This window comes from Marinobacter sp. RI1 (assembly GCF_041155085.1).
Lineage (GTDB): Bacteria > Pseudomonadota > Gammaproteobacteria > Pseudomonadales > Oleiphilaceae > Marinobacter > Marinobacter nauticus.
Genome location: NZ_AP031605.1, coordinates 1062181 through 1086016, shown reverse-complemented (window position 1 = coordinate 1086016; position 23836 = coordinate 1062181). Strand labels below are relative to the sequence as shown.

The 23836-nt window shown below is 59.0% G+C and carries 10 protein-coding genes; 7 read left to right on the top strand and 3 right to left on the bottom strand.

The window, feature by feature from the left end:
* Window positions 1-137: 137 nt before the first annotated feature.
* On the top strand, window positions 138-13670 hold the full coding sequence (locus ACAM27_RS04740) for an Ig-like domain-containing protein (RefSeq protein WP_369612636.1): 13533 nt from the start codon (window positions 138-140) through the stop codon (window positions 13668-13670).
* Window positions 13671-13713: 43 nt separating this feature from the next.
* Here ACAM27_RS04740 and ACAM27_RS04735 read toward each other — a convergent pair whose 3' ends face one another.
* Window positions 13714-15666 (bottom strand): ion channel DMI1, encoded by a 1953-nt coding sequence (locus tag ACAM27_RS04735; RefSeq protein ID WP_369612635.1) that lies wholly within the window; start codon window positions 15664-15666, stop codon window positions 13714-13716.
* Between the two features lie 161 nt (window positions 15667-15827).
* Window positions 15828-17564 (bottom strand): C4-dicarboxylic acid transporter DauA, encoded by a 1737-nt coding sequence (gene dauA / locus ACAM27_RS04730; RefSeq protein WP_369612634.1) that lies wholly within the window; start codon window positions 17562-17564, stop codon window positions 15828-15830.
* 127 nt (window positions 17565-17691) lie between these two features.
* On the opposite strand from dauA, the gene ACAM27_RS04725 reads away from it, so the two are divergent.
* From ACAM27_RS04725 to ACAM27_RS04715, 3 genes are all read left to right on the top strand, one after another.
* Window positions 17692-17874: a hypothetical protein gene (locus tag ACAM27_RS04725; protein WP_011786883.1), complete on the top strand. Its 183-nt coding sequence runs from the start codon at window positions 17692-17694 to the stop codon at window positions 17872-17874.
* A 91-nt stretch (window positions 17875-17965) separates the two neighbouring features.
* The gene (locus tag ACAM27_RS04720) at window positions 17966-18898 is read left to right on the top strand and encodes a ChaN family lipoprotein (RefSeq protein WP_369612633.1); all 933 of its coding nucleotides are present in this window, start codon (window positions 17966-17968) and stop codon (window positions 18896-18898) included.
* A 95-nt stretch (window positions 18899-18993) separates the two neighbouring features.
* Entirely contained in the window at window positions 18994-19704 is a 711-nt protein-coding gene (locus ACAM27_RS04715; RefSeq protein WP_023009568.1) for an SIMPL domain-containing protein, read from the top strand.
* Window positions 19705-19718: 14 nt separating this feature from the next.
* Here the strand turns inward: ACAM27_RS04715 and ACAM27_RS04710 are convergent, their stop codons facing one another.
* On the bottom strand, window positions 19719-20786 hold the full coding sequence (locus ACAM27_RS04710) for a beta-N-acetylglucosaminidase domain-containing protein (RefSeq protein ID WP_369612632.1): 1068 nt from the start codon (window positions 20784-20786) through the stop codon (window positions 19719-19721).
* 178 nt (window positions 20787-20964) lie between these two features.
* On the opposite strand from ACAM27_RS04710, the gene ACAM27_RS04705 reads away from it, so the two are divergent.
* The 3 genes from ACAM27_RS04705 (at window position 20965) to ACAM27_RS04695 (ending at window position 23762) form a co-directional block, all read left to right on the top strand.
* Complete coding sequence (locus ACAM27_RS04705; RefSeq protein WP_369612631.1) at window positions 20965-22035, top strand: acyltransferase family protein; 1071 nt, start codon at window positions 20965-20967, stop codon at window positions 22033-22035.
* A 52-nt stretch (window positions 22036-22087) separates the two neighbouring features.
* On the top strand, window positions 22088-22546 hold the full coding sequence (locus ACAM27_RS04700) for an ATPase (RefSeq protein ID WP_369612630.1): 459 nt from the start codon (window positions 22088-22090) through the stop codon (window positions 22544-22546).
* A gap of 139 nt (window positions 22547-22685) precedes the next feature.
* Window positions 22686-23762 carry a TRAP transporter substrate-binding protein gene (locus tag ACAM27_RS04695; protein ID WP_011786889.1) on the top strand — a complete coding sequence of 359 codons (1077 nt, stop codon included), beginning with the start codon at window positions 22686-22688 and terminating at the stop codon, window positions 23760-23762.
* Window positions 23763-23836 lie beyond the last annotated feature (74 nt).

Sequence of the window (23836 nt, the reverse complement as noted above, 5' to 3'; positions counted from 1 at the left end):
ACAATTCAACACGGGAAATCTACTCAACCTGTACCTGAGTCCAGTGGGCGACGATTGGCAGACAGTCTACTGTAAACGACACTACGAAGGTTCTTAAATTCATTTGCTTGTTCAGTTTTGCAATATAGAGGAACGCCATGAGCATCACGATCGCGATCGTTGTTAACGTTACCGGAAACGCCTGGGCAGAAGCTCCCGACGGGAGCCGCCGCCTGCTGCAACCGGGCGACGCACTGATGCTGGGCGAGCGACTGATTACAGCTGATGACGGGCGGGTCACGCTGGACTTTGGCTACAACAACGAAGCCACCGTCGATAGCGGCGTCTCCATACTGGCCAGCGCGGAACTGGCCAATAATTTTGCCCCAACAGCGGCCGACAATTCATTGGAAGACAGCAGCGTTGCACAGGCTCTGGCCGCCATTGAAAATGCTCTGGGCTCGAGCCTTGACGATATAGAAGCCCCCGCAGCCGGTATTGACGGTAGCAGTGCGGGCGGCAGCAGCTCCGTTCGCCTCGCAAGGATCGTTGAGAACATCAATGGCGCCGATATCAGCTTGAACCTGCAGTCGCTTGATAGCGAGACGACCCTGACTAATGACGGTGGAGTTACGACCGGGTCTACCGCCGAGGCCCAACCATTACCGGGCAGTATCGCCATTGACAACGTTTCTCAAGTGACTGGCGACAGCAACAACTTGATCATAAACGGCAACAGCAGCAACCTGTTAGCCGGCAACAGCATTATCGTTACCGTGACTGATCAAAACGGGAATTCCGTTTCACAAACAGTCACGGCAGGGCCGGATGGCAAATTTACGTCGATAATCTCCCAGTTTCCGAATCTGGTCGATGGCCCGGTTACCGTCGTGGCTTCGGCACAAGGATCGGATGGCAATCCGGTGTCTGCCACAACAGAAGGCACCCTGGATCTGATCGCCGGCAGCGTATCTGTTACATCAACGATCACGGATCACAGTAGCCAGACCCTGGGCCTGGATGGCACGACCACGGATATTGCACCAGGCAGCGCCGTGACCATTGTGGTTACCGATAGCAATAACAACAGCCTTACAACCACAGCGACGGTGGGGGATGACGGCTCGTTCTCACTCACGGGCGTCGATATATCAGGCCTGGTGGATGGCGATCTGGCCATTACCGTTACCGGCGAAGATCGCAACGGTAATGCCGTTACCGACTCGGCCAGCGGTTCTTTCGACGCGACTGCTGGTGCTCTGACTGTCTCTCTTTACACCGTGGATAACACGGCGCAAACCGCGAACCTGTCTGGTACCACCACGGACGTTGCGCCGAATGAGCAAGTTGCGATTACCATTACCGACTCTGCTGGCAATATCGTGAACGCCATCGCCACCGTCGGTGCGGATGGCTCCTACAGCCTGACCGGTGTCGACATCTCCAGCCTGGTCGATGGCAGCCTGACCGTGGAGGCCTCGGCTCAGGACCGTAATGGCAACGCCTTGACTGACTCGGCCAACGGTGCCCTCGATGCGACCGCCGGTGATCTGACGGTCTCTGTCGGCACCATCGATAACACGGCGCAAACCGTGAACCTGTCCGGCACCACCACGGACGTCGCGCCGAATGGGCAAGTTGCGATTAACATGACCGATTCGGCTGGCAATATCGTGAACGCCACCGCCACCGTCGGCGCCGATGGTTCCTACAGTCTGACCGGCGTCGACATTTCCAGTCTGGTCGACGGTGACCTGACCGTGGAGGCGTCCGCGCAGGACCGTAACGGCAATGCTGTGAGTGACTCGGCCAACGGCACCTTCGATGCCACCGCCGGTGATTTGACCGTCTCTGTCGACACTGTTGATAGCACAGCTCAAACCGCGAACCTGTCCGGCACCACCACCGACGTGGCCCTGAACAGCCAGGTTGACCTAACCGTCACCGACTCCGCCGGCAATGTCGTCACTGCCACCACGACTGTCGGCGCCGATGGTTCCTACAGTCTGACCGGCGTGGACATCTCCAGCCTGGTCGATGGCAGCCTGACGGTCGAAGCCACGGCTCAGGATCGCAACGGCAATGCCGTCACCGACTCGGCGACCGGCAGCTTTGATGCCACTGCTGGCGATCTCGCCGTGACCATTAGCAACGTCGATAATGATGCCCAGACTATCGATCTGTCCGGCTCGACCACGGACGTGGCACCAAACAGCCAGGTTAACGTGACCATCACCGATTCCGCTGGCAATCTCTTCAACACCACCACGACTGTCGGCGCCGATGGTTCCTACAGCCTGTCCGGCGTCGGCATCTCCAGCCTGGTCGATGGCGACTTGTCCGTGGAAGCCACGGCCCAGGATCGCAACGGCAATGCTGTGAGTGACTCGGCCAACGGCACCTTCGATGCCACCGCCGGTGATCTGACCGTCTCTGTCGACACCGTCGACAACACCGCGCAGACCGTGAACCTGTCCGGCACCACCACGGACGTGGCGCCAAATGGACAAATTGCGATTACCATCACCGACTCTGCTGGTAATGCCGTCAATGCCACCACCACCGTCGGCGCCGACGGTGCCTACAGCCTGACCGGCGTCGACATCTCCAGCCTGGTCGACGGCGACTTGTCCGTGGAAGCCACGACTCAGGACCGTAACGGTAACGCCGTCACTGACTCCGCCAACGGCTCCCTGGATGCCACCTCCGGTACTCTGACCGTGGCCATTGCCAATGTCGATAACGGTAACCAGACCGCCGATCTGTCCGGCTCGACCACGGACGTGGCACCAAACAGCCAGGTTAACGTGACCATCACCGACTCCGCCGGCAACGTCGTTAATACCACCGCCACGGTCGACGCTGACGGTTCCTACACCCTGACCGGCGTGGATATCGCTAGCCTGGTCGATGGCAGCCTGACCGTGGAAGCGTTAGCACAGGATCGCAACGGCAATGCCGTCACCGACTCGGCGACCGGCAGCTTTGATGCCACTGCTGGCGATCTCGCCGTGACCATTAGCAACGTCGATAATGATGCCCAGACCATCGATCTGTCGGGTACCACCACCGACGTGGCGCCAAACAGCCAGGTTAACGTGACCATCACCGATTCCGCTGGAAATCTCGTCAACACCACCACAACTGTCGGCGCCGACGGTGCCTACAGCCTGTCCGGCGTCGACATCTCCAGCCTGGTCGACGGCGACTTGTCCGTGGAAGCCACGACTCAGGACCGTAACGGTAACGCCGTCACTGACTCCGCCAACGGTTCCCTGGATGCCACCGCCGGTGATCTGACCGTGTCTCTCGACACCGTCGATAACACAGCGCAAACCGTTGACTTGTCCGGCACCACGACCGATGTGGCGCCGAATGAAGAAGTCAGCGTCACAATTACTGACTCTGCTGGCAATGTCGTCAACGCCACCACGACTGTCGGCGCCGATGGTTCCTACACCCTGACCGGTGTGGACATCTCCAGCCTGGTCGATGGCAACCTGACCGTGGAAGCGTCCGCGCAGGATCGTAACGGCAACGCTGTCTCCGACTCGGCGGCAGGCTCACTTGATGCGACTACCGGTGCTCTGACCGTCTCCATGGACACCGTCGATAACACCGCGCAAACCGTTGACCTGTCCGGCACCACCACCGACGTCGCCCCGAACAGCCAGGTTGAGGTGACCATCACCGACTCGACGGGTAGCACGGTCACTGCCACCGCCATCGTGGGCGCCGATGGCGCCTACAGCTTGAGCGGTATCGACATCTCGTCCCTCGTTGACGGCAACCTGACCGTGGAAGTGTCCGCGCAGGATCGTAATGGCAACGCCGTCACTGACTCCGCCAGCGTCTCCCTGGATGCCACCGCCGGTGATCTGACCGTGGCCATTGCCAATATCGATAACGGTACCAAGACCATCGACCTGTCGGGCACCAGCACGGACGTGGCCCCGAACAGCGAAGTTGAGGTGACCATCACCGATTCCGCTGGCAACGTCATGAACGCGACCGCCACGGTCGACGCCGATGGTTCATACACCCTGACCGGCGTGGATATTGCCAGCCTGGTCGATGGCAACCTGACCGTGGAAGCGTCCGCGCAGGATCGTAACGGTAACGCCGTCACTGACTCCGCCAGTGGTGCCCTGGATGCCACCGCTGGCGATCTCAATGTGGCCATTGCCACCATCGATAACGGTAACCAGACCGCCGATCTTTCCGGCTCGACCACGGACGTGGCGCCAAACAGCCAGGTTAACGTGACCATCACCGATTCCGCTGGCAACGTCGTGAACGCGACCGCCACCATCGGTGCGGATGGCTACTACACCCTGACCGGTGTGGACATCTCCAGCTTGGTCGATGGCAACCTGACGGTCGAAGCCACAGCTCAGGATCGTAACGGTAACGCCGTCACTGACTCCGCCAACGGTTCCCTGGATGCCACCGCCGGTGATCTGACCGTGTCTGTCGACACCGTCGATAACACAGCGCAAACCGTTGACTTGTCCGGCACCACGACCGATGTGGCGCCGAATGAAGAAGTCAGCGTCACAATTACTGACTCTGCTGGCAATGTCGTCAACGCCACCACGACTGTCGGTGCCGATGGTTCCTACAGCCTGACCGGCGTCGGCATCTCCAGCCTGGTCGATGGCGACTTGTCCGTGGAAGCCACGGCCCAGGACCGCAACGGCAATGCTGTGAGTGACTCGGCCAACGGCACCTTCGATGCCACCGCCGGTGATCTGACCGTCTCTGTCGACACCGTCGACAACACCGCGCAGACCGTGAACCTGTCCGGCACCACCACGGACGTGGCGCCAAATGGACAAATTGCGATTACCATCACCGACTCTGCTGGTAATGCCGTCAATGCCACCACCACCGTCGACGCCGATGGTTCCTACACCTTGACAGGCATGGACATCTCCAGCCTGGTCGACGGCGACTTGTCCGTGGAAGCCACCGCCCAGGATCGCAACGGCAATGCTGTGAGTGACTCGGCCAACGGAACCTTCGATGCCACCGCCGGTGATCTGACCGTCTCTGTCGACACCGTCGACAACACCGCGCAGACCGTGAACCTGTCCGGCACCACCACGGACGTGGCGCCAAATGGACAAATTGCGATTACCATCACCGACTCTGCTGGTAATGCCGTCAATGCCACCACCACCGTCGGCGCCGATGGTTCCTACACCTTGACAGGCATGGACATCTCCAGCCTGGTCGACGGCAACCTGACGGTCGAAGCCACAGCTCAGGATCGTAACGGCAACGCCGTCACTGACTCCGCCAACGGCTCCCTGGATGCCACCGCCGGTGATCTGACCGTCTCTGTCGACACCATCGACAACACGGCGCAAACCGTGAACTTGTCCGGTACTACCACTGACGTGGCGCCGAATGAGCAAGTTGCGATTACCATTACCGACTCTGCTGGTAATGCCGTCAATGCCACCACCACCGTCGACGCTGACGGTGCCTACACCTTGACAGGCATGGACATCTCCAGCCTGGTCGACGGCGACCTGACCGTGGAAGCGTCCGCGCAGGATCGCAACGGCAATGCCATCACCGACTCGGCAACCGGCACCTTCGATGCCACCACCGGTGATCTAACGGTGGCCATTGCCAATGTCGATAACGGTAACCAGACCATCGATCTGTCCGGCTCGACCACGGATGTGGCCCCGAACAGCGAAGTTGAGGTGACCATCACCGATTCCGCTGGCAACGTCGTGAACGCGACCGCCACCATCGGTGCGGATGGTTCCTACACCCTGACCGGCGTAGACATTTCCAGCCTGGTCGACGGCGACTTGTCCGTGGAAGCCACGGCCCAGGATCGCAACGGCAATGCTGTGAGTGACTCGGCCAACGGCACCTTCGATGCCACCGCCGGTGATCTGACCGTCTCTGTCGACACCGTCGACAACACCGCGCAGACCGTGAACCTGTCCGGCACCACCACGGACGTGGCGCCGAATGAGCAAGTCAGCATCACCATCACCGATTCCGCAGGCAATGTTGTCAACGCCACCGCCACTGTGGGAACTGATGGCTCCTACACTCTGACTGACGTGGACATTTCCAGCCTGATCGACGGCAACCTGACGGTCGAAGCCACAGCTCAGGATCGTAACGGTAACGCCGTCACTGACTCCGCCAACGGTTCCCTGGATGCCACCGCCGGTGATCTGACCGTGTCTGTCGACACCATCGACAACACGGCGCAAACCGTGAACTTGTCCGGTACTACCACTGACGTGGCGCCGAATGAGCAAGTTGCGATTACCATTACCGACTCTGCTGGTAATGCCGTCAATGCCACCACCACCGTCGACGCTGACGGTGCCTACACCTTGACAGGCATGGACATCTCCAGCCTGGTCGACGGCGACCTGACCGTGGATGCGTCCGCGCAGGATCGCAACGGCAATGCCATCACCGACTCGGCAACCGGCACCTTCGATGCCACCACCGGTGATCTAACGGTGGCCATTGCCAATGTCGATAACGGTAACCAGACCATCGATCTGTCCGGCTCGACCACGGATGTGGCCCCGAACAGCGAAGTTGAGGTGACCATCACCGATTCCGCTGGCAACGTCGTGAACGCGACCGCCACCATCGGTGCGGATGGCTCCTACACCCTGACCGGCGTGGATATCGCCAGCCTGGTCGATGGCAACCTGACGATCGAAGCCACAGCTCAGGATCGTAACGGCAACGCCGTCACTGACTCCGCCAACGGCTCCCTGGATGCCACCGCCGGTATTCTGACCGTGGCCATTGCCAATGTCGATAACGGTAACCAGACCGCCGATCTGTCCGGCTCGACCACGGACGTGGCACCAAACAGCCAGGTTAACGTGACCATCACCGATTCCGCTGGCAATCTCGTCAACGCCACCACGACTGTCGGTGCCGATGGTGCCTACACCCTGACCGGCGTAGACATTTCCAGCCTGGTCGACGGCAACCTGACGGTCGAAGCCACAGCTCAGGATCGTAACGGCAACCCTGTCTCCGACTCGGCCACTGGCAGCTTCGATGCCACCGCCGGTGCATTGAGTGTCTCTGTCGACACGATCGACAACACAACGCAGACCGTGAACCTGTCCGGCACCACCATGGACGTGGCGCCGAATGAAGAAGTCAGCGTCACCATCACCGATTCCGCGGGTAACACGGTCACTGCCACCGCCATCGTGGGCGCCGATGGCTCCTATGCCCTGAATGGTGTGGACATCTCCAGCCTGATCGACGGTGACTTGTCCGCGGAAGCCACGGCCCAGGATCGCAATGGCAATCCTGTGAGTGACTCGGCCAACGGCACCTTCGATGCCACCGCCGGTGCCCTGACCGTCTCTGTCGACACCGTCGATAACACGGCGCAAACCGTTGACCTGTCCGGCACCACCACCGACGTGACGCCAAATGGACAAATTGCGATTACCATCACCGACTCTGCTGGTAATGCCGTCAATGCCACCACCACCGTCGACGCCGACGGTGCCTACACCCTGACCGGCGTAGACATCTCCAGCCTGGTCGATGGCAACCTGACGGTCGAAGCCACAGCTCAGGATCGTAACGGTAACGCCGTCACTGACTCCGCCAACGGTTCCCTGGATGCCACCGCCGGTGATCTGACCGTGTCTCTCGACACCGTCGATAACACCGCGCAAACCGTTGACTTGTCCGGCACCACGACCGATGTGGCGCCGAATGAAGAAGTCAGCGTCACAATTACTGACTCTGCTGGCAATGTCGTCAACGCCACCACGACTGTCGGTGCCGATGGTGCCTACACCCTGACCGGCGTAGACATTTCCAGCCTGGTCGATGGCGACCTGACCGTGGAAGCGTCCACGCAGGATCGTAATGGCAACGCCGTGAGTGATTCGGCCAACGGTTCCCTGGATGCCACCGCCGGTGCCTTGACCGTCTCTGTCGACACCGTCGATAACACGGCGCAAACCGTTGACCTGTCCGGCACCACCACCGACGTCGCCCCGAACAGCCAGATTGAGGTGACCATCACCGACTCCGCCGGCATTGTGGTCAACGCCACCGCCATCGTGGGCGCCGATGGCTCCTACACCCTGACCGGCGTCGACATCTCCAGCCTGGTCGATGGCGACTTGTCCGTGGAAGCCACGGCCCAGGATCGCAACGGCAATGCTGTGAGTGACTCGGCCAACGGCACCTTCGATGCCACCGCCGGTGATCTGACCGTCTCTGTCGACACCGTCGACAACACCGCGCAGACCGTGAACCTGTCCGGCACCACCACGGACGTGGCGCCAAATGGACAAATTGCGATTACCATCACCGACTCTGCTGGTAATGCCGTCAATGCCACCACCACCGTCGGCGCCGATGGTGCCTACACCCTGACCGGTGTGGACATCTCCGGCCTGGTCGATGGCGACCTGACCGTGGAAGCGTCCACGCAGGATCGTAATGGCAACGCCGTGAGTGATTCGGCCAACGGCTCCCTGGATACCACCGCCGGTGCCTTGAGTGTTTCTGTCGACACGATCGACAACACAACGCAAACCGTGAACCTGTCCGGTACCACCACGGACGTGGCACCAAACAGCCAGGTTAACCTGACCATCACCGATTCCGCTGGCAACGTCGTTAATACCACCGCTACTGTCGACGCCGATGGTGCCTACATCCTGACCGGCGTGGACATCTCCAGCCTGGTCGATGGCAGCCTGACCGTGGAAGCGTCCGCTCAGGATCGCAACGGCAATGCTGTCTCCGACTCGGCCACTGGCAGCTTCGATGCCACCGCCGGTGCCTTGAGTGTCTCTGTCGACACGATCGACAACACAACGCAAACCGTGAACCTGTCCGGCACCACCATGGACGTGGCGCCGAATGAAGAAGTCAGCGTCACCATCACCGATTCCGCGGGTAACACGGTCACTGCCACCGCCATCGTGGGCGCCGATGGTGCCTACAGCTTGAGCGGTATCGACATCTCCAGCCTGGTCGACGGCGACCTGACCGTGGAAGCGTCCGCGCAGGATCGCAACGGCAATGCCATCACCGACTCGGCAACCGGCACCTTCGATGCCACCACCGGTGATCTAACGGTGGCCATTGCCAATGTCGATAACGGTAACCAGACCATCGATCTGTCCGGCTCGACCACGGACGTGGCGCCGAATGAACAGGTCGACATTGCCATCACCGATTCCGCAGGCAATGTTGTCAACGCCACCGCCACTGTGGGAACTGATGGCTCCTACACTCTGACTGACGTGGACATTTCCAGCCTGATCGACGGCAACCTGACGGTCGAAGCCACAGCTCAGGATCGTAACGGTAACGCCGTCACTGACTCCGCCAACGGTTCCCTGGATGCCACCGCCGGTGATCTGACCGTGTCTCTCGACACCGTCGATAACACAGCGCAAACCGTTGACTTGTCCGGCACCACGACCGATGTGGTGCCGAATGAAGAAGTCAGCGTCACAATTACTGACTCTGCTGGCAATGTCGTCAACGCCACCACGACTGTCGGTGCCGACGGTGCTTACACCCTGACCGGTGTGGACATCTCCAGCCTGGTCGACGGCGACTTGTCCGTGGAAGCCACGGCTCAGGACCGTAACGGCAACGCTGTCTCCGACTCGGCGGCAGGCTCACTTGATGCGACTACCGGTGATCTGACCGTGGCCATTGCCAATGTCGATAACGGTAACCAGACCATCGATCTGTCCGGCTCGACCACGGACGTGGCACCAAACAGCCAGGTTAACGTGACCATCACCGATTCCGCTGACAATCTCGTCAACACCACCACGACTGTCGGTGCCGATGGTGCCTACACCCTGACCGGCGTAGACATTTCCAGCCTGGTCGATGGCGACTTGTCCGTGGAAGCCACGGCCCAGGATCGCAACGGCAATGCTGTGAGTGACTCGGCCAACGGCACCTTCGATGCCACCGCCGGTGATCTGACCGTCTCTGTCGACACCGTCGACAACACCGCGCAGACCGTGAACCTGTCCGGCACCACCACGGACGTGGCGCCAAATGGACAAATTGCGATTACCATCACCGACTCTGCTGGTAATGCCGTCAATGCCACCACCACCGTCGACGCCGATGGTTCCTACACCCTGACCGGCGTGGACATCGCTAGCCTGGTCGATGGCAACCTGACCGTGGAAGCGTCCGCGCAGGATCGTAACGGCAATGCTGTCACTGACTCGGCAACCGGCACCTTCGATGCCACCACCGGTGATCTAACGGTGGCCATTGCCAATGTCGATAACGGTACCCTGACCATCGATCTGTCCGGCTCGACCACGGATGTGGCACCAAACAGCCAGGTTAACGTGGCCATCACCGATTCCGCTGGCAACGTCGTTAATACCACCGCTACTGTCGACGCCGACGGTGCCTACACCCTGACCGGCGTGGATATTGCCAGCCTGGTCGATGGCAACCTGACGGTCGAAGCCACGGCCCAGGATCGCAACGGCAATGCTGTGAGTGACTCGGCCAACGGCACCTTCGATGCCACCGCCGGTGATCTGACCGTCTCTGTCGACACCATCGACAACACGGCGCAAACCGTGAACTTGTCCGGTACTACCACGGACGTGGCACCAAACAGCCAGGTTGATGTGACCATCACCGACGCCGATGGCCATGTCGTTAATACCACCGCCACCGTGGGCGCCGATGGCTCCTACACCCTGGCTGGCGTGGACATTTCCAGCCTGGTCGACGGCAATCTGACGGTCGAAGCCACGGCTCAGGATCGCAACGGCAATGCCGTCAATGACTCAACCACTAGCATCCTTGATGCGACTGCCGGCGACCTGACGGTATCTCTCGACATCGTTAATAACGCGACGCAAACGGTTAACTTGTCCGGTACCACCAACGACGTGGTCCCGAATGAACAGGTCGACATCGCCGTCACCGATGCCGCTGGCAACGTCGTTAATACCACCGCCACCGTGGGTGCCGATGGCTCCTACACTCTGACTGACGTGGACATCTCCAGTCTGGTCGACGGTGCTTTGACCGTCGAAGCGTCCGCCCAGGACCGCAACGGCAACGCCGTGGCTGATTCGACCAACGGCTCCCTGGATGCCACCGCCGGTGATCTCACCGTGGCCATTGCCAACATCGATAACGGTAACCAGACCATTGATCTGTCGGGTACCACGGCGGACGTTGCGCCAAACGAACAGGTCAACATCACGATTACGGATTCCGCCGGCAACGTGGTAAATACCACCGCGACGGTAGGGGCAGACGGTTCGTATACACTGAATGATCTGGATATCAGCAGCCTTGAAAACGGTCAGATTTCTGTCAGTGCCAATGCGATTGATCGCAACGGTCAGTCGGTATCGGATTCTGACATCGATCTGCTAGACAAGAACCTTGCACCAGAAGCACAGGCAGATAGCTTCGGTGATGGAACGGTTCCGGGGCTGCTCGGGGAGTACTATGCTTACGCTCAGGGTAGTGACGGAGGCAACCTCTCCAATGTTGCCCAGGTCAAAGCCTTCATTGTCGCCAATGAGGCCGATGCCACCTTTATCGGTAGCAATATCGACTATGGCTCTGTGAGCGGAAATCTTGGCGGCAACGGTAAAGTTCAGTCGTTCCTCAAAGACGATGCCGGCTCGCTAAGCACAGATCCCGAAAACAGTTCAGATGCCATCGTGAAGCTCACCGGCAATCTGGAACTGCAGGCTGGAACCTACCAGTTCCGGGTGCGTGCAGATGATGGCTATCGAATTGAGGTTAATGGCCAGACGGTTGCCGAATACAATGGTAATCAGGGCGCGAACACCCGCACGGGCAGCGAGTTCACACTGACGGGAGATGGCCCTCATTCAGTGGAAATCGTTTACTGGGATCAGGGTGGCGCAGCGCAGTTGCGTATCGAGCTCCGGGAGCAAGATGGCGCCTACGAAATATTCGGCTCTCAGCATGCCAGCCATGGTAGCGAGAATCCGGCTTTGGTAGTAAACGAAAACCAGACCCTCGAAATTGATCCAGCCGTCCTGTTGGGCAACGATAGCGACAGTAATGGAGACATCCTGACGATCCAAAGTGTTCAGAGTGCCACCAACGGAACAGTCTCTATTAATGGCGACGGCAACATAGTATTCACCCCGGATGAACACTACTCCGGTAACGCCTCGTTCACTTACACCGCCAGTGATGGCCGTGGTGGTACCGATACCGCCACGGTCACTCTGGATGTGAAGCCTGTAGCTAGCGCACCAACCCTCAGTGTGCACGATGCCGTAAGTGCCCAGATCGGCGAAACAACGATTGCAACAGGCTCATCCGACACCGTTGTTGACCCTGATGCTTTCAATTCAGGTGATGGCATTTCAAGGGAAGCTCTGGAGAGCGAATTGAATGTCGCCCAGAACTACCTGAACAACCGGTTTGATCCCTCAGGAACGGGTGTCAATGATTCCGGAACCGTTAACATCCAGGATGGCAAACTGACAGAGTCCAGCTACAAGCTTGCTGCCGGCACCGAAATCAGCTGGGACTACACGTTTATTAACGGCGAAGACACCAGTTCAGAAGTGTCTCAAGGGTACAATGATATCGTTGCGTTGGTGGTGACCTCCCCATCAGGGGTGCGGGAAACCATCCTGGTTGACTCCTCCGAAAACAAATATCCGGACCAGAGTGCAACCGGCAGTCAGAGCTTCACGGCAAGCGAAAGCGGGCAGTACCAGTTCCAGTGGCTGGTCTTGAATGGACGAGATCAGAATAAGGATTCGTCTCTGACACTGAGTGCTCCGAGTTTCGCCCTCCCGAATGTAGCCGGCAGTTTTGGTGTACCCGTTGACCTGGCCATCAAAGCTGAATTGGCAGACCCGGACGGATCCGAAACCCTGTTGATCACTATTGCGGGTGTTCCGGCTGGAGGTGCGTTGTCTGCGGGAACGCTGAACGCGGATGGATCATGGAGCCTCGTCAGCGGCGACCTGGAAAACCTGCAACTACTGCCTCCGGCTGATTACAACGGTGACGTCCAGCTTACGATTACCGCAACAGCAACAGAATCCGCCAACGATGATTCCGCATCGGTTACGGATACCCTGTCGGTCACCATTACCCAAACAAACAATACCACTTCGGGTACAGAAGGGAATGACACACTGCAGGGGGCGGCGTCCGACGACCTTATGCGGGGTTACACTGGCAACGATTCGCTATCTGGTGGCGATGGGAACGATTATCTATTTGGCGGCGCCGGCAATGATACCCTGATCGGTGGTACGGGCAGCGATGTACTCACTGGAGGCATGGGTGCCGATGTCTTCCAGTGGGAGCTGGGGGACGCCTCCGATGCTGACCCGACTCAAGACGTCATTACCGATTTCGCACTGGATAATCAGGGATATACAGGAGCTGGAGACGGCGATCAGTTGAATTTTACCGACTTACTTCATGACGCAGACGCAGCGTCTATAAGCAATTATTTGATGGCCCAGGAAGAGGACGGCGACACGGTCATCTACGTAAATACCGGAGGCACTCTCGATAACAACACAGACAACGCAAACCAATCCATTGTTCTGAGTGGAGTCAGCATGGACGGGCAGTCGTCCGAGCAGTTTATTGATAGCCTGCTGGCAAGCAACCAGATCAAAATCGAGTAAGCGGAAACCACCGCGCCGGTGCCAATGCACCGGCGCGGACTTGTCAGGCCGTTCTACAAAGGATCACCAGGCGATCCTCTGCCCGGAGATCCAGATACTGGCTCCGGGGCAGGTTTAGCTGCAAATGCCGCCCGCGTTCATCCGCTTCGTCCCGAAAAACGCCCAGGGCAATTTCACCGCGCTCCGCCACAATCTTTTCTAACACCTGGAAATCCGCGCTGGCCGGCAACGGGTAGTCGTGGGGGTTCCGGAACTGGATTTCTGCCCCACCCTCCGTGAACAATTCATCCAGCACCACCCGCAGTTCTCGCCGCAGGGCCACCTGAGCCAGCACATGGCTGAGAATCATCGGGCTGATCAGCATTTCGCTTTTGTGGCCATACAACAGATGTCGGTTATCCGGATCACTCAGTTCCATGATGACCTGCGGGCGCTTGGGGGCGGCCGACAGAACATCTTCCAACTGTAGGTACCCCACCATGGCACGGGCATCAGCTTCCTCACCGGAACCGATTCGGTCACTGCTGAGCAGCATCACGGTATCATAGCCAGCCGGGTCAAGGCGTCTCAGTTCCTCTTCCACCATGTAGTCGGCTTCCAGCAATCGGCCATTTATCTTCGCCAGATCAACGCCATAACGCTGCATTTCCCGGTTCCGGACATCCAGCGGAATCGCCGACACCAGGTCCAGTTCAAAAGCCCGGTGACCATAGCTGGCAAACTCGGCTGCGAGAGTCGGCACCCTGCGGTTCCAGCCCAGCACCAGCACCCGGTGAACACCCGAAACCGGCTCTGTCCGGGCCTGGTTGTGTTTTCGCTCCAATATCGGCAATGCTGCCGCCTTTGGTACGGCCGCTGTATGCTCATAATCCCGTGCCAGCAGTACTACCCGGTCTTCATTACGGATGACTGTGCTGGAATCTGCCAACAGGTTTACCTGCCAACCCCCGCTCGGATTGGGATGCAACAGCCCCAGAACGATGGCATTGGGCCGCTGGCTCGCCAGCTCTGCCAAGGTCAGGCCTTCAGCGGTTTCTCCCCCACGCACAAAAATCTCGTTGCCTTCACCGGCGGTCAGCAACTCGTTGTAGACCTCGGAAAGCTTCGGGTGGATGACGTTCTGAACCATCAACCTGCTGATGGTGGCATCACCGGCCACCACTTCCACGGCCCCGGGGTAGGCCCGCTCGATAACGGGCAGTTTACGCATGTCCTGAATTTCAGCCACCACAAAGGGCAGCCGGGCGTTGTAGTGCCTGGCCTGGGCGGCGATGGACAACAGCGCCTTCACGGTTTCAACATCGGAGGTTATCAGCGAGCCGCCCTCGTGCACCTGGCTGGGCACAATCACCGCCGCCGCATCCAGGCAGGCAACCCGATGCAACGCTTCCGGCTGAATGGCAGAGCCGCTGCGCAGAATCACTTCCCGGGCTCGCCGGCCAATACCAGGCTCCCTGATCAGTTCGTGCAAATGCTCGACACCGGCCTCTTCCGCCAAAAGAACCAGCCGCAGTTTCTGGGCATCATGCTTCTCCAGAAACCGGGCCATACGCCCAGACGAACCAAATAACTCCGCTACCAGCGGCGGCGTCTGGGCGGTCCAGCCCAGCACGACGATATGGTTCTTCAACGTCACCGGGGTGAGGCCACGCTCCAGATCTTCCATCTTGGCAATCAGCCAACGGGTGAGAATGGCCACCAGGGTACCCATGAACACCACGTAGCCCATTATCGTCAGCAGGGTGGAGACAATACGTTGCCAGGTGCCCACGTCATCTCCCAGGTAACCCGGATCGGTCAAGCGCAAAAACGCCCACCAGATGGCGTGCCCGGCACTTTCAAACTCGCCAGCCTGGGGCAACACCACCAGCAGACCGCCAATCAGCGATATCAGCGCAATAAAGCAACCGACCACCAGCAACTGAAAACCAGCCCCCTTGACCAGCTGGCGCTCCACGATGAACTTGATCCGATCAACAATTCGAAATGGCAGCATTCGATCCCTTATAGCGTCGTTCCCGCGGCAAACGGTTTGCCGGTTTCTGATTCTGTCGCCTAGGATAGTTCAAACAGTCCCGGAAGGTGACCCCTGACATGATGCGGCCTTCAGGCGTTCTTGTGTTGATCACTGGCGTGTAATGCCAACTGCCTGTTTTTTTAGGTCTGCCAGTCCATCTCTGACAACTCAGCCAGCGCCGCCTCCAGAGTCGGGTAGAAATAGCTCACGCCGGGCTCCGGTTTTACGCCGGCCCGGGCCAGGGTTCTCAATGGCTGGAACTGCAAATCAGCAAATACAAGGCGGGTACCGGTTTTCCGGCAACTGGCGATCAGTTTGTTCAGCGCCGCCAGGCCGCCAGCGTCGAGGATGGTCACTCCGTCCATGTACAACACCAGGCCCTTAGCCTGCTGGGACAAGTCTGCCAGCTCGCCGAAGATGCGGTCAGCGGCCGCAAAAAACAGCGGACCATTGATCTTGAACACCTGCCAACCCTCCGGCACTCCAACCTGCTGCACTCGTTTGTTGCCGGTAATGTCTGTCACCCTGGTCATTTGTGCCATTTCCCGCATGAACAGCACAGCGGCCAGTAACACCCCGGTGGTGATGGCAATTACCATATCCAGGGCCACGGTCAGGCCGAAGCAGGTCAGGAAAACCAGGATGTCGCTGCGGGGCGCGGTTCTCAGCAGGTGCACGGCTTTCGGCGCCTCACTCATGTTCCAGGCCACCATCACCAGCAACGCGGCCATGGCCGGCATGGGCAGATAGGCAAGGATGCCGGCCAGGGAGACCAGCGCCAGCAGCACCACCAGCGCATGAATCATCGCAGCCACCGGCGATTCAGCGCCGGCCCGGTAATTGGCAGCTGACCGGGCAATGGCGGCAGTGGCCGTGATACCACCAAAGAACGGCACCACGATGTTGCCGATGCCCTGCCCCATCAGCTCACTGTTGGCACTGTGGCGTTTGCCAGTCATGCCATCCAGCACCACGGCGCACAGCAGGGATTCGATGGCACCCAGCATGGCGATGGCAAAGGCCGCCGGAATCAGCTCCCGGAACAGATCCCAGGACAGGCCAAGGGATTGTCCATCCGCCCCGGCCTGCTGCCAGGGCCAGGCGAATTCCGGTAAAAACGGAGGTATGCCAGCGCCGGTGCTACCGTCAGGAAGCAGGTAACTGAAGCGTGAGCCGACGGTCTCAATAGCCGCACCACCGGAATTCAGCCACAAGGCCAGCAGACTACCGACAATCACCGCCGGCAGATGAGGCGGCACCGGGGTTTTCAGCCTTGGCCAGAGCAGCATCACCGCCAGGGTAACCACCGCCACCAGAGTGCTCAGCCCATCCAGTGCCGGCAGTTGCCGGCCCAGAACCGCCAGCTTGTCCCAGTAGTGCTCTGGCATAGCGTCAATGGAGAGCCCGAAGAAGTCCTTCACCTGCAAAGTGGCAATCACCACGGCAATGCCACCGGTGAACCCCAGGGTGACGGATTCGGGGATATACTCAATAAAGCGGCCCAGACGCATCACCGCCATAATCACCAGCAACACACCGGACATCAGCGTAGCCAGCAGCAATCCACCTAGGCCATAGCTCTGGGCAATGGGATAGAGAATCACCACAAACGCGGCAGTAGGGCCGGAAATGCTGTAGCGGCTGCCGCCAAACAGGGCAATCAGAAAACCGGCAATAATGGCGGTATACAAGCCATACTGGGGCGCAACCCCGGAGGCAATCGCCAGCGCCATCGCCAGCGGAATAGCAATGATGCCAACGGTGACGCCGGCCATCAGGTCCTTGAGAAAGCGCCCGCCATGGTAGGGTTCATCTACGCAGGCTTCGCGAACGGCGTGAGCGGTACGAAGAGAAAACAGATGGGCGCGATGGGGCATGAACAGACTCTCTCAGGCCAGGCATTTGGTTACATTATATGCTCATCGTCTGTACACTCAATGTTAATATGATTAACATGCCAGTCTGTAACTATCTTCGCTGAACCTGTTGAGAACCAGAAACACCATGGAAAACCGAACTGCCCGGCTGACCCTGTTGATTGACCCTGAAAAGAAGAAAGTTTTCGAGGCCCTTTGCAAGCAGGAGGACGTGACTCCCTCCCAGAAGGTGCGTCAGTTCATTCGTGAATATGTGGAAGAGCGGCTCGGGCCAGACTGGCGCGAGCACAGCGGCCAGAAAACCGACTGACTCCGGCAACGTACAATCGGATATGAAAGCTTACGCCACCCGCCTTGTCCTGACGCTTGTAACCGTTGCCGCCTTCACAGGATGCACAGTCATGCGCACAGAGAACCGGCCCGCGCCCGTCAGCCAGTACGATGCCGTGATCGTCGACGCCGACACCGGCGATATCCTCACGGTCGCAGAGCTGGCCCGGCAATTGGCAGACACCGATGTGGTGGTGACGGGGGAATACCACGGCCACCATGCCTCGCACCTGTTACAGGCCCGCCTTCAACAGGCGCTGTACCGGCACAACCCCCGGCAGATCCTGACCATGGAGCAGTTCAACCTGAACCACCAGGATGCCCTGGATGCCTACCTGGCCGGACAAACCGGCGAAACGGAAATGATCGAAGACGCGGGCGCCTGGGAGAACTACAAAGGCTCCTACCGGCCCCTGGTGGAATTTGCCCGTGAACACCAGTTGCCGGTTATCGCGGCCAACGCCCCGGCAGATATCGTGCGCTGTGTCGGCCGTGAGGGGATGGACTATCTGCAACGCCTTCCAGAAGCGCAACGCGCCGCCCTGCCCGAACAGGCCTTCCTGGATACCCCGGACTACCGTGACAAATTCGTCGACGCCATTGCCGGCAGCCACGGTGCGGAACAGACAGAACTGACCGGGCGCCTGCTAAGTACCTATCAGGCCCAGCTGTTGCGGGACAACACCATGGCCGATCGGATACTGACTGCACTGAATGAACATCCCGGACATCAGGTTTTGCACACTACAGGCACCTTCCACAGCGAACAGCGGCTCGGTACCGTTGCGGTCCTTGAGCAACGGGCACCAGAACTGAGCATTGCAGTGCTCTCACCGGTTGAATGGTCGCCCCCGGAACAGGCGATGCCGGTGGCAGAAAACCGCCACAAGGGTGACTACCTTTACTTTATTCTGCCCCTGCCTCCGGAATACCGGGACGCGGAACGCCAGCGCAGCGCCATGCAGAAACGCTTCAGCCGCCATTCAGACACCCGCTGCGAGTGATCAAAGTGGCGCGTAAGGCGCGCCTTCCCAGCAGCCCCGGTTCCCGTTAACCTGCGCAGTCATCAGGACGTTTTCCGAACCGCAAGGAGTAAGCCATGAAAGTTGTCTCTGCCCTGATTATCGGCCTGTGCGCCATTGTTGCCGCTTCCCTGTTGAGCCAGGGCTTGATGGGGCTGCGCACGGCCGATCGCTACGTAACGGTCAAGGGCATGGCCGAACGGGAAGTGCAGGCAGACCTGGCGCTCTGGCCCATCCGCTTTGTTGCCACCGGTAGCACGCTGGACGAAGCACAGAACAAAGCCCGAAGCAGCCGGGAAGCCATCATGGCGTTCCTGAAACTGCAGGCCATTGACCAGTCTGCGGTTGAACTCCAGCGCCTGGATGTAACCGACACCCGTGCCAATCCCTACGCCGGCAATAACAACGAGCAACAGTACATCATCAACCAGACCCTGATGGTGCGCAGTACCGATATCGAGCGCATCCGGCAGGCGGCCCAGAACGTCAGCGAGCTGGTGGATTCCGGCGTAGTGTTGTCCTCGGACTACGGCCCGAGCGGCCCCACTTACCTGTTCAACGGCCTGAACGATATCAAACCGGCCATGATCGCCGAGGCCACAGCAGCGGCCCGTGAATCCGCCCAACAGTTCGCTCGGGATGCCGAGGCCAAACTCGGCAGCCTGCGCCGGGCCAATCAGGGTGTGTTCCAGATTCTGGCAAGGGATCAGGCACCAGGCGTGTCGGAGCAACAACAGCCGGTGAAAACCGTGCGGGTGGTCTCCACCTTCGATTACTACCTGGAGTAACCGAAAACAGGTGCCTACTGGGTGGCCACCATTTCGTCGGTCACCTGATAGTCGCCGGCCAGCCAGCGCAGGATCTCGTGAGCCGCGGGGTGATCAAACGCGTCGTAGGTGTGAATCAATGCCTGCTTTTTCTCATCGCTGATTCGTGCCAGCCCGGTGTCCTGCAGGGTCAGCAAATCCCTGTGCAACTGCCCCGCAAGCTCCAACCCCAGCACTTCCCGCGCTGCATGCAAAAACGCCTGGCCATACTGGTAGTCCGGCCCCTGGCGGTAGCATTCCGCCAGTGTGATCGCCGGGATCGTGGTCAGCACCGGCTGCAGTGCCGGATTGATGGCGTGGCCGGACAGGTAGGCGGCATTCCCGGCAGGGCGGCCGGTAAAGCTACGAAGATGCAGATGCCGGGACATGCGATCGCCATCATTCACCGGGTAATTATCCCAGAGCAGTGGCTTGCGCCCCAGCAACTTGCTGACACGTTTGAGATGGCCCGGAGAAACTTCACGGGAACAGACCTCTTCCCCGGTCCAGAAAACTCTCACTTCACGGTCCAGCTCCGCCCCCAGAGTTTCCAGATAGTCCGCCGGCCGCTGCCCGAAGACCCGGTCCAGCACCGGGTCATCGGAGTAGTAGGTGGGGCATACGCTAAGTTTGCCGGCACTGGTATTGGCTTTTACCCAGTCCATGATCTGAGCCTGGGTGCGGGCCAGGTCCGGAGTGTCCGGGTGCATATCATCAAACAGGATAGCCAGCTCCTGGATACCTAGGCGATCCAGCATTGTCAGTTTCTTCGCCAGGGCCTCCCGGGCCGCCTCATCGAAGTTATTGAAGATTTCGAACGGGCTCAGCCCGACACCAAACCGCACACCTTCACGCCGGCAGAATCTGGCAAAGTCCGCCAGTGCCTCAGCCTGCTCCGGAGGGTGCGGTTCCTGCCAGCGACGACGCAGGTAAGGGTCGGCCTTGGGGGCGTACAGATAGAAGCCGTAACCATGGGCAAGCAGGGCATTGACCAGTTGGCGCCGTTCGGACCAGGTCCACAGAGGCCCGTAAAATCCTTCAATAATTCCCAGTTCCACCGTCATAAACCTGTCGCTCCCTGTCTGCCACCCAAGCGAATACTATACCGGACCAGCTGCCTTGATGACGGGATCGTCAGATCTCAGCAAGCATACCGTATGATTAGATCCTAGCCGCTACTGTCACAACCTGCCTAGAATAAACGATCCGGTAATATGTTGAGTTTTCAGGAGCACAACTTTCATGCCCAATGGTCAAGACCGACTGCCCGCACTGGACGCGCTTCGAGGCATAGCGGCCCTGGGTGTGGTGCTGTTCCACTACCTCCCCTACTACGACAAACTCTACGGCCACAGTTTCAGCACGCCGGACACCCTCGGTTTCGGGCGCTACGGGGTTCACCTGTTTTTCATCCTCAGCGGCTTTGTCATCTTCATGACCCTGGAGCGCACACGCAGCGCCAGTTGGTTCGGACTGGCCCGGGCCTTCCGCCTGCTGCCGGCACTCTGGGCCGGCATTGTATTGACCTGGATTGCCGTTCAACTGATGGGGCCAGCTGACCGCATGGTGAGCCCGGGCTCGGCGCTACTGAACATCACCCTGCTGCACGAATACCTGGGCCACCCCCATGTCGATGGCGCCTACTGGAGCCTGGTGATTGAAGCCACGTTCTACGTCTGGATTGCCTTGCTGTTCTACGGGCTGGGAAGCTGGCAGCGCATGCAGCCAATGCTCTGGACCTGGACTCTGGCCAGCTATGCGGCAGTGATCTGGTGGAAAGCCATTCCCGATGGGCTGGAGTTCCTGATCAAGGACCTGTTGTTTACCCGCTACGCGCCCCTGTTCATCAGCGGCATGCTGATCTACCGCTGGCACCGCCACAATCGTTTGCCGGTCGCGGATCTTGCGCTATTGACACTAACCATCAGCCACTGCCTGCTCGCTTACAAGGCACCGTTCAACCTCTTTGTGCTCGGCTGTTATGGCGTTTTCGGGCTGGCCGTAGCCGGCTATCTCAACGTTCTGGCACGGCCGGGAATGCTCTGGCTGGGCAGCATTTCATACACCCTGTACCTGGTGCACCAGAACATTGGTTATGGCGTGATTGATCTGGCTTACAAATCCGGTCTACCCGGCCAACTTGGTGTGATGATGGCCCTGGCCGTCGCGATTGGTCTGGCGGCAGCCCTGCATTACGGTATCGAAAAACCCGCTCTGCGCTGGTTCCGGCAGTGGCGCAAACGTGCCGTACCGGATACTGGTCTGACGTTGATCAACGCCCCGGTACCGAAAAAAGCGGAAAATCTTGACTAGACTGAACACAACAAAAAACCTGAAACCCATTGCCTGACAAGAGTAAGACGCCATGGAAATCAAAACCTTCGCAGACCTGATTGACTGGACACGCCAGCTCCACGCCCACCTTGCCCGGTGCCTGCACGAATCCGCCCAGAAAAATCAGAACGAACGCGCCAGCGCCTTGCTCGATTACATCAGTTCCCACGAGGCACTGCTGGAAAAGGCTGTTGCCGAGTACGAGAAACAGGCCGATCCGAAAGCCATGACCACCCGCCTGTACGATTATGGCGTGCATAAACCCATCGAGAAGAACCGCACCTGCGATACCCGCTATAACGATCTGGACTTTGACGGTATCGCCCGGGAGATCTTTGATTTCCACGACCAGGTGATGGACCTGTACGACTCCCTGATCGGCAAAGCCGAGATTCCCGAGGCCAAATCCCTGCTGGAGGATCTGAAATCCCTGGAGGAGCACGAGGCCATGCTCCTGGCCAGCCAGATCGGTCGAATGAACGACATCTAACGTTAGACCAATGTCGTAGTCCGGCAATTTTTTGCTGCAGCCCACCCGCCATAGTTGCTAATCTGAACTACACTCTTGAGTTCCGGACCCCACGAGGGGCCGGGCTCTACTACAACAATGACAAGAGGTTAGAAGAGCAATGAAGATCCGTTCTGTTCTTTCCGCGGCTGTGCTGGCTGTGGCAACTACCTTTGCCGCCACCCAGGCGCTTGCCCAAGACAAGTTCACCCTGCGACTGGCAGAAACCTGGGGCCCGAACTTCCCCATTTTTGGTGACACCACCAAACGCTTCGCCGAAACCGTTAACAAGATGTCTGATGGCCGACTGACCGTCCGCATCGACTCAGCCAACAAGCACAAGGCCCCGCTGGGCGTATTCGACATGGTCAAGGCCGGTCAGTACGACATGGGCCACTCTGCCTCCTATTACTGGAAGGGCAAGGTGCCGGAAACCCTGTTCTTCACCAGCATGCCATTTGGCATGAATGCCATGGAACAGTATGCGTGGTTCTACCACGGTGGCGGTATGGAGCTGATGCAGGAAGTGTATGAGCCCCACAACATGCTGTCGTTCCCTGGCGGCAACACCGGCGTACAGATGGGCGGCTGGTTCCGCAAGGAAATCAAATCCCTGGATGACCTCAAGGGTCTGAAAATGCGTATTCCCGGCTTTGCCGGCGAAGTCTTCGCAGAAGTGGGTGTTAACCCCACTAACATCGCCCCGGGCGAGCTCTACACCGCTCTGGAGCGCAATACGATTGATGCCGTTGAGTGGGTAGGCCCGGCGCTGGATCTGCGTCTTGGTTTCCAGCAGATTGCTGACTACTACTACACCGGCTGGCACGAACCGGCAACCGAGCTGCAGTTCCTGATCAACAAGCGCGTCTGGGATCGCCTGCCGGCAGACCTTCAGGAAATCATGCGGGTAGCCATGCGTACCGCTTCCTATGACATGCTGGTTCACTCCCAGCACGCCAACGCCGAAGCCTGGGCGAACATCAAGGAAGAGTATCCGAACGTGCAGATCAAGCGTTTCCCGGATGACATTTTCCAGGCCATGTACGAGGCCAACGAGAAGCTGTTGAAAGAGGCCGCGGCAGAAAGTGAGATGGCTGCGAAGATCATTGAATCCCAGCACAATTATCTGGAGCAGAGCCGCGCTTACACCGACATTTCGGAGCGGGCTTACCTCAACACCATGGCCGAAGTCGAGTAAACTATTCGTTTATGACGAATCAGAGCCGGGATCGCTCTTCCAAGTGATCCCGGCTTTTTCATTTCCAACATTCA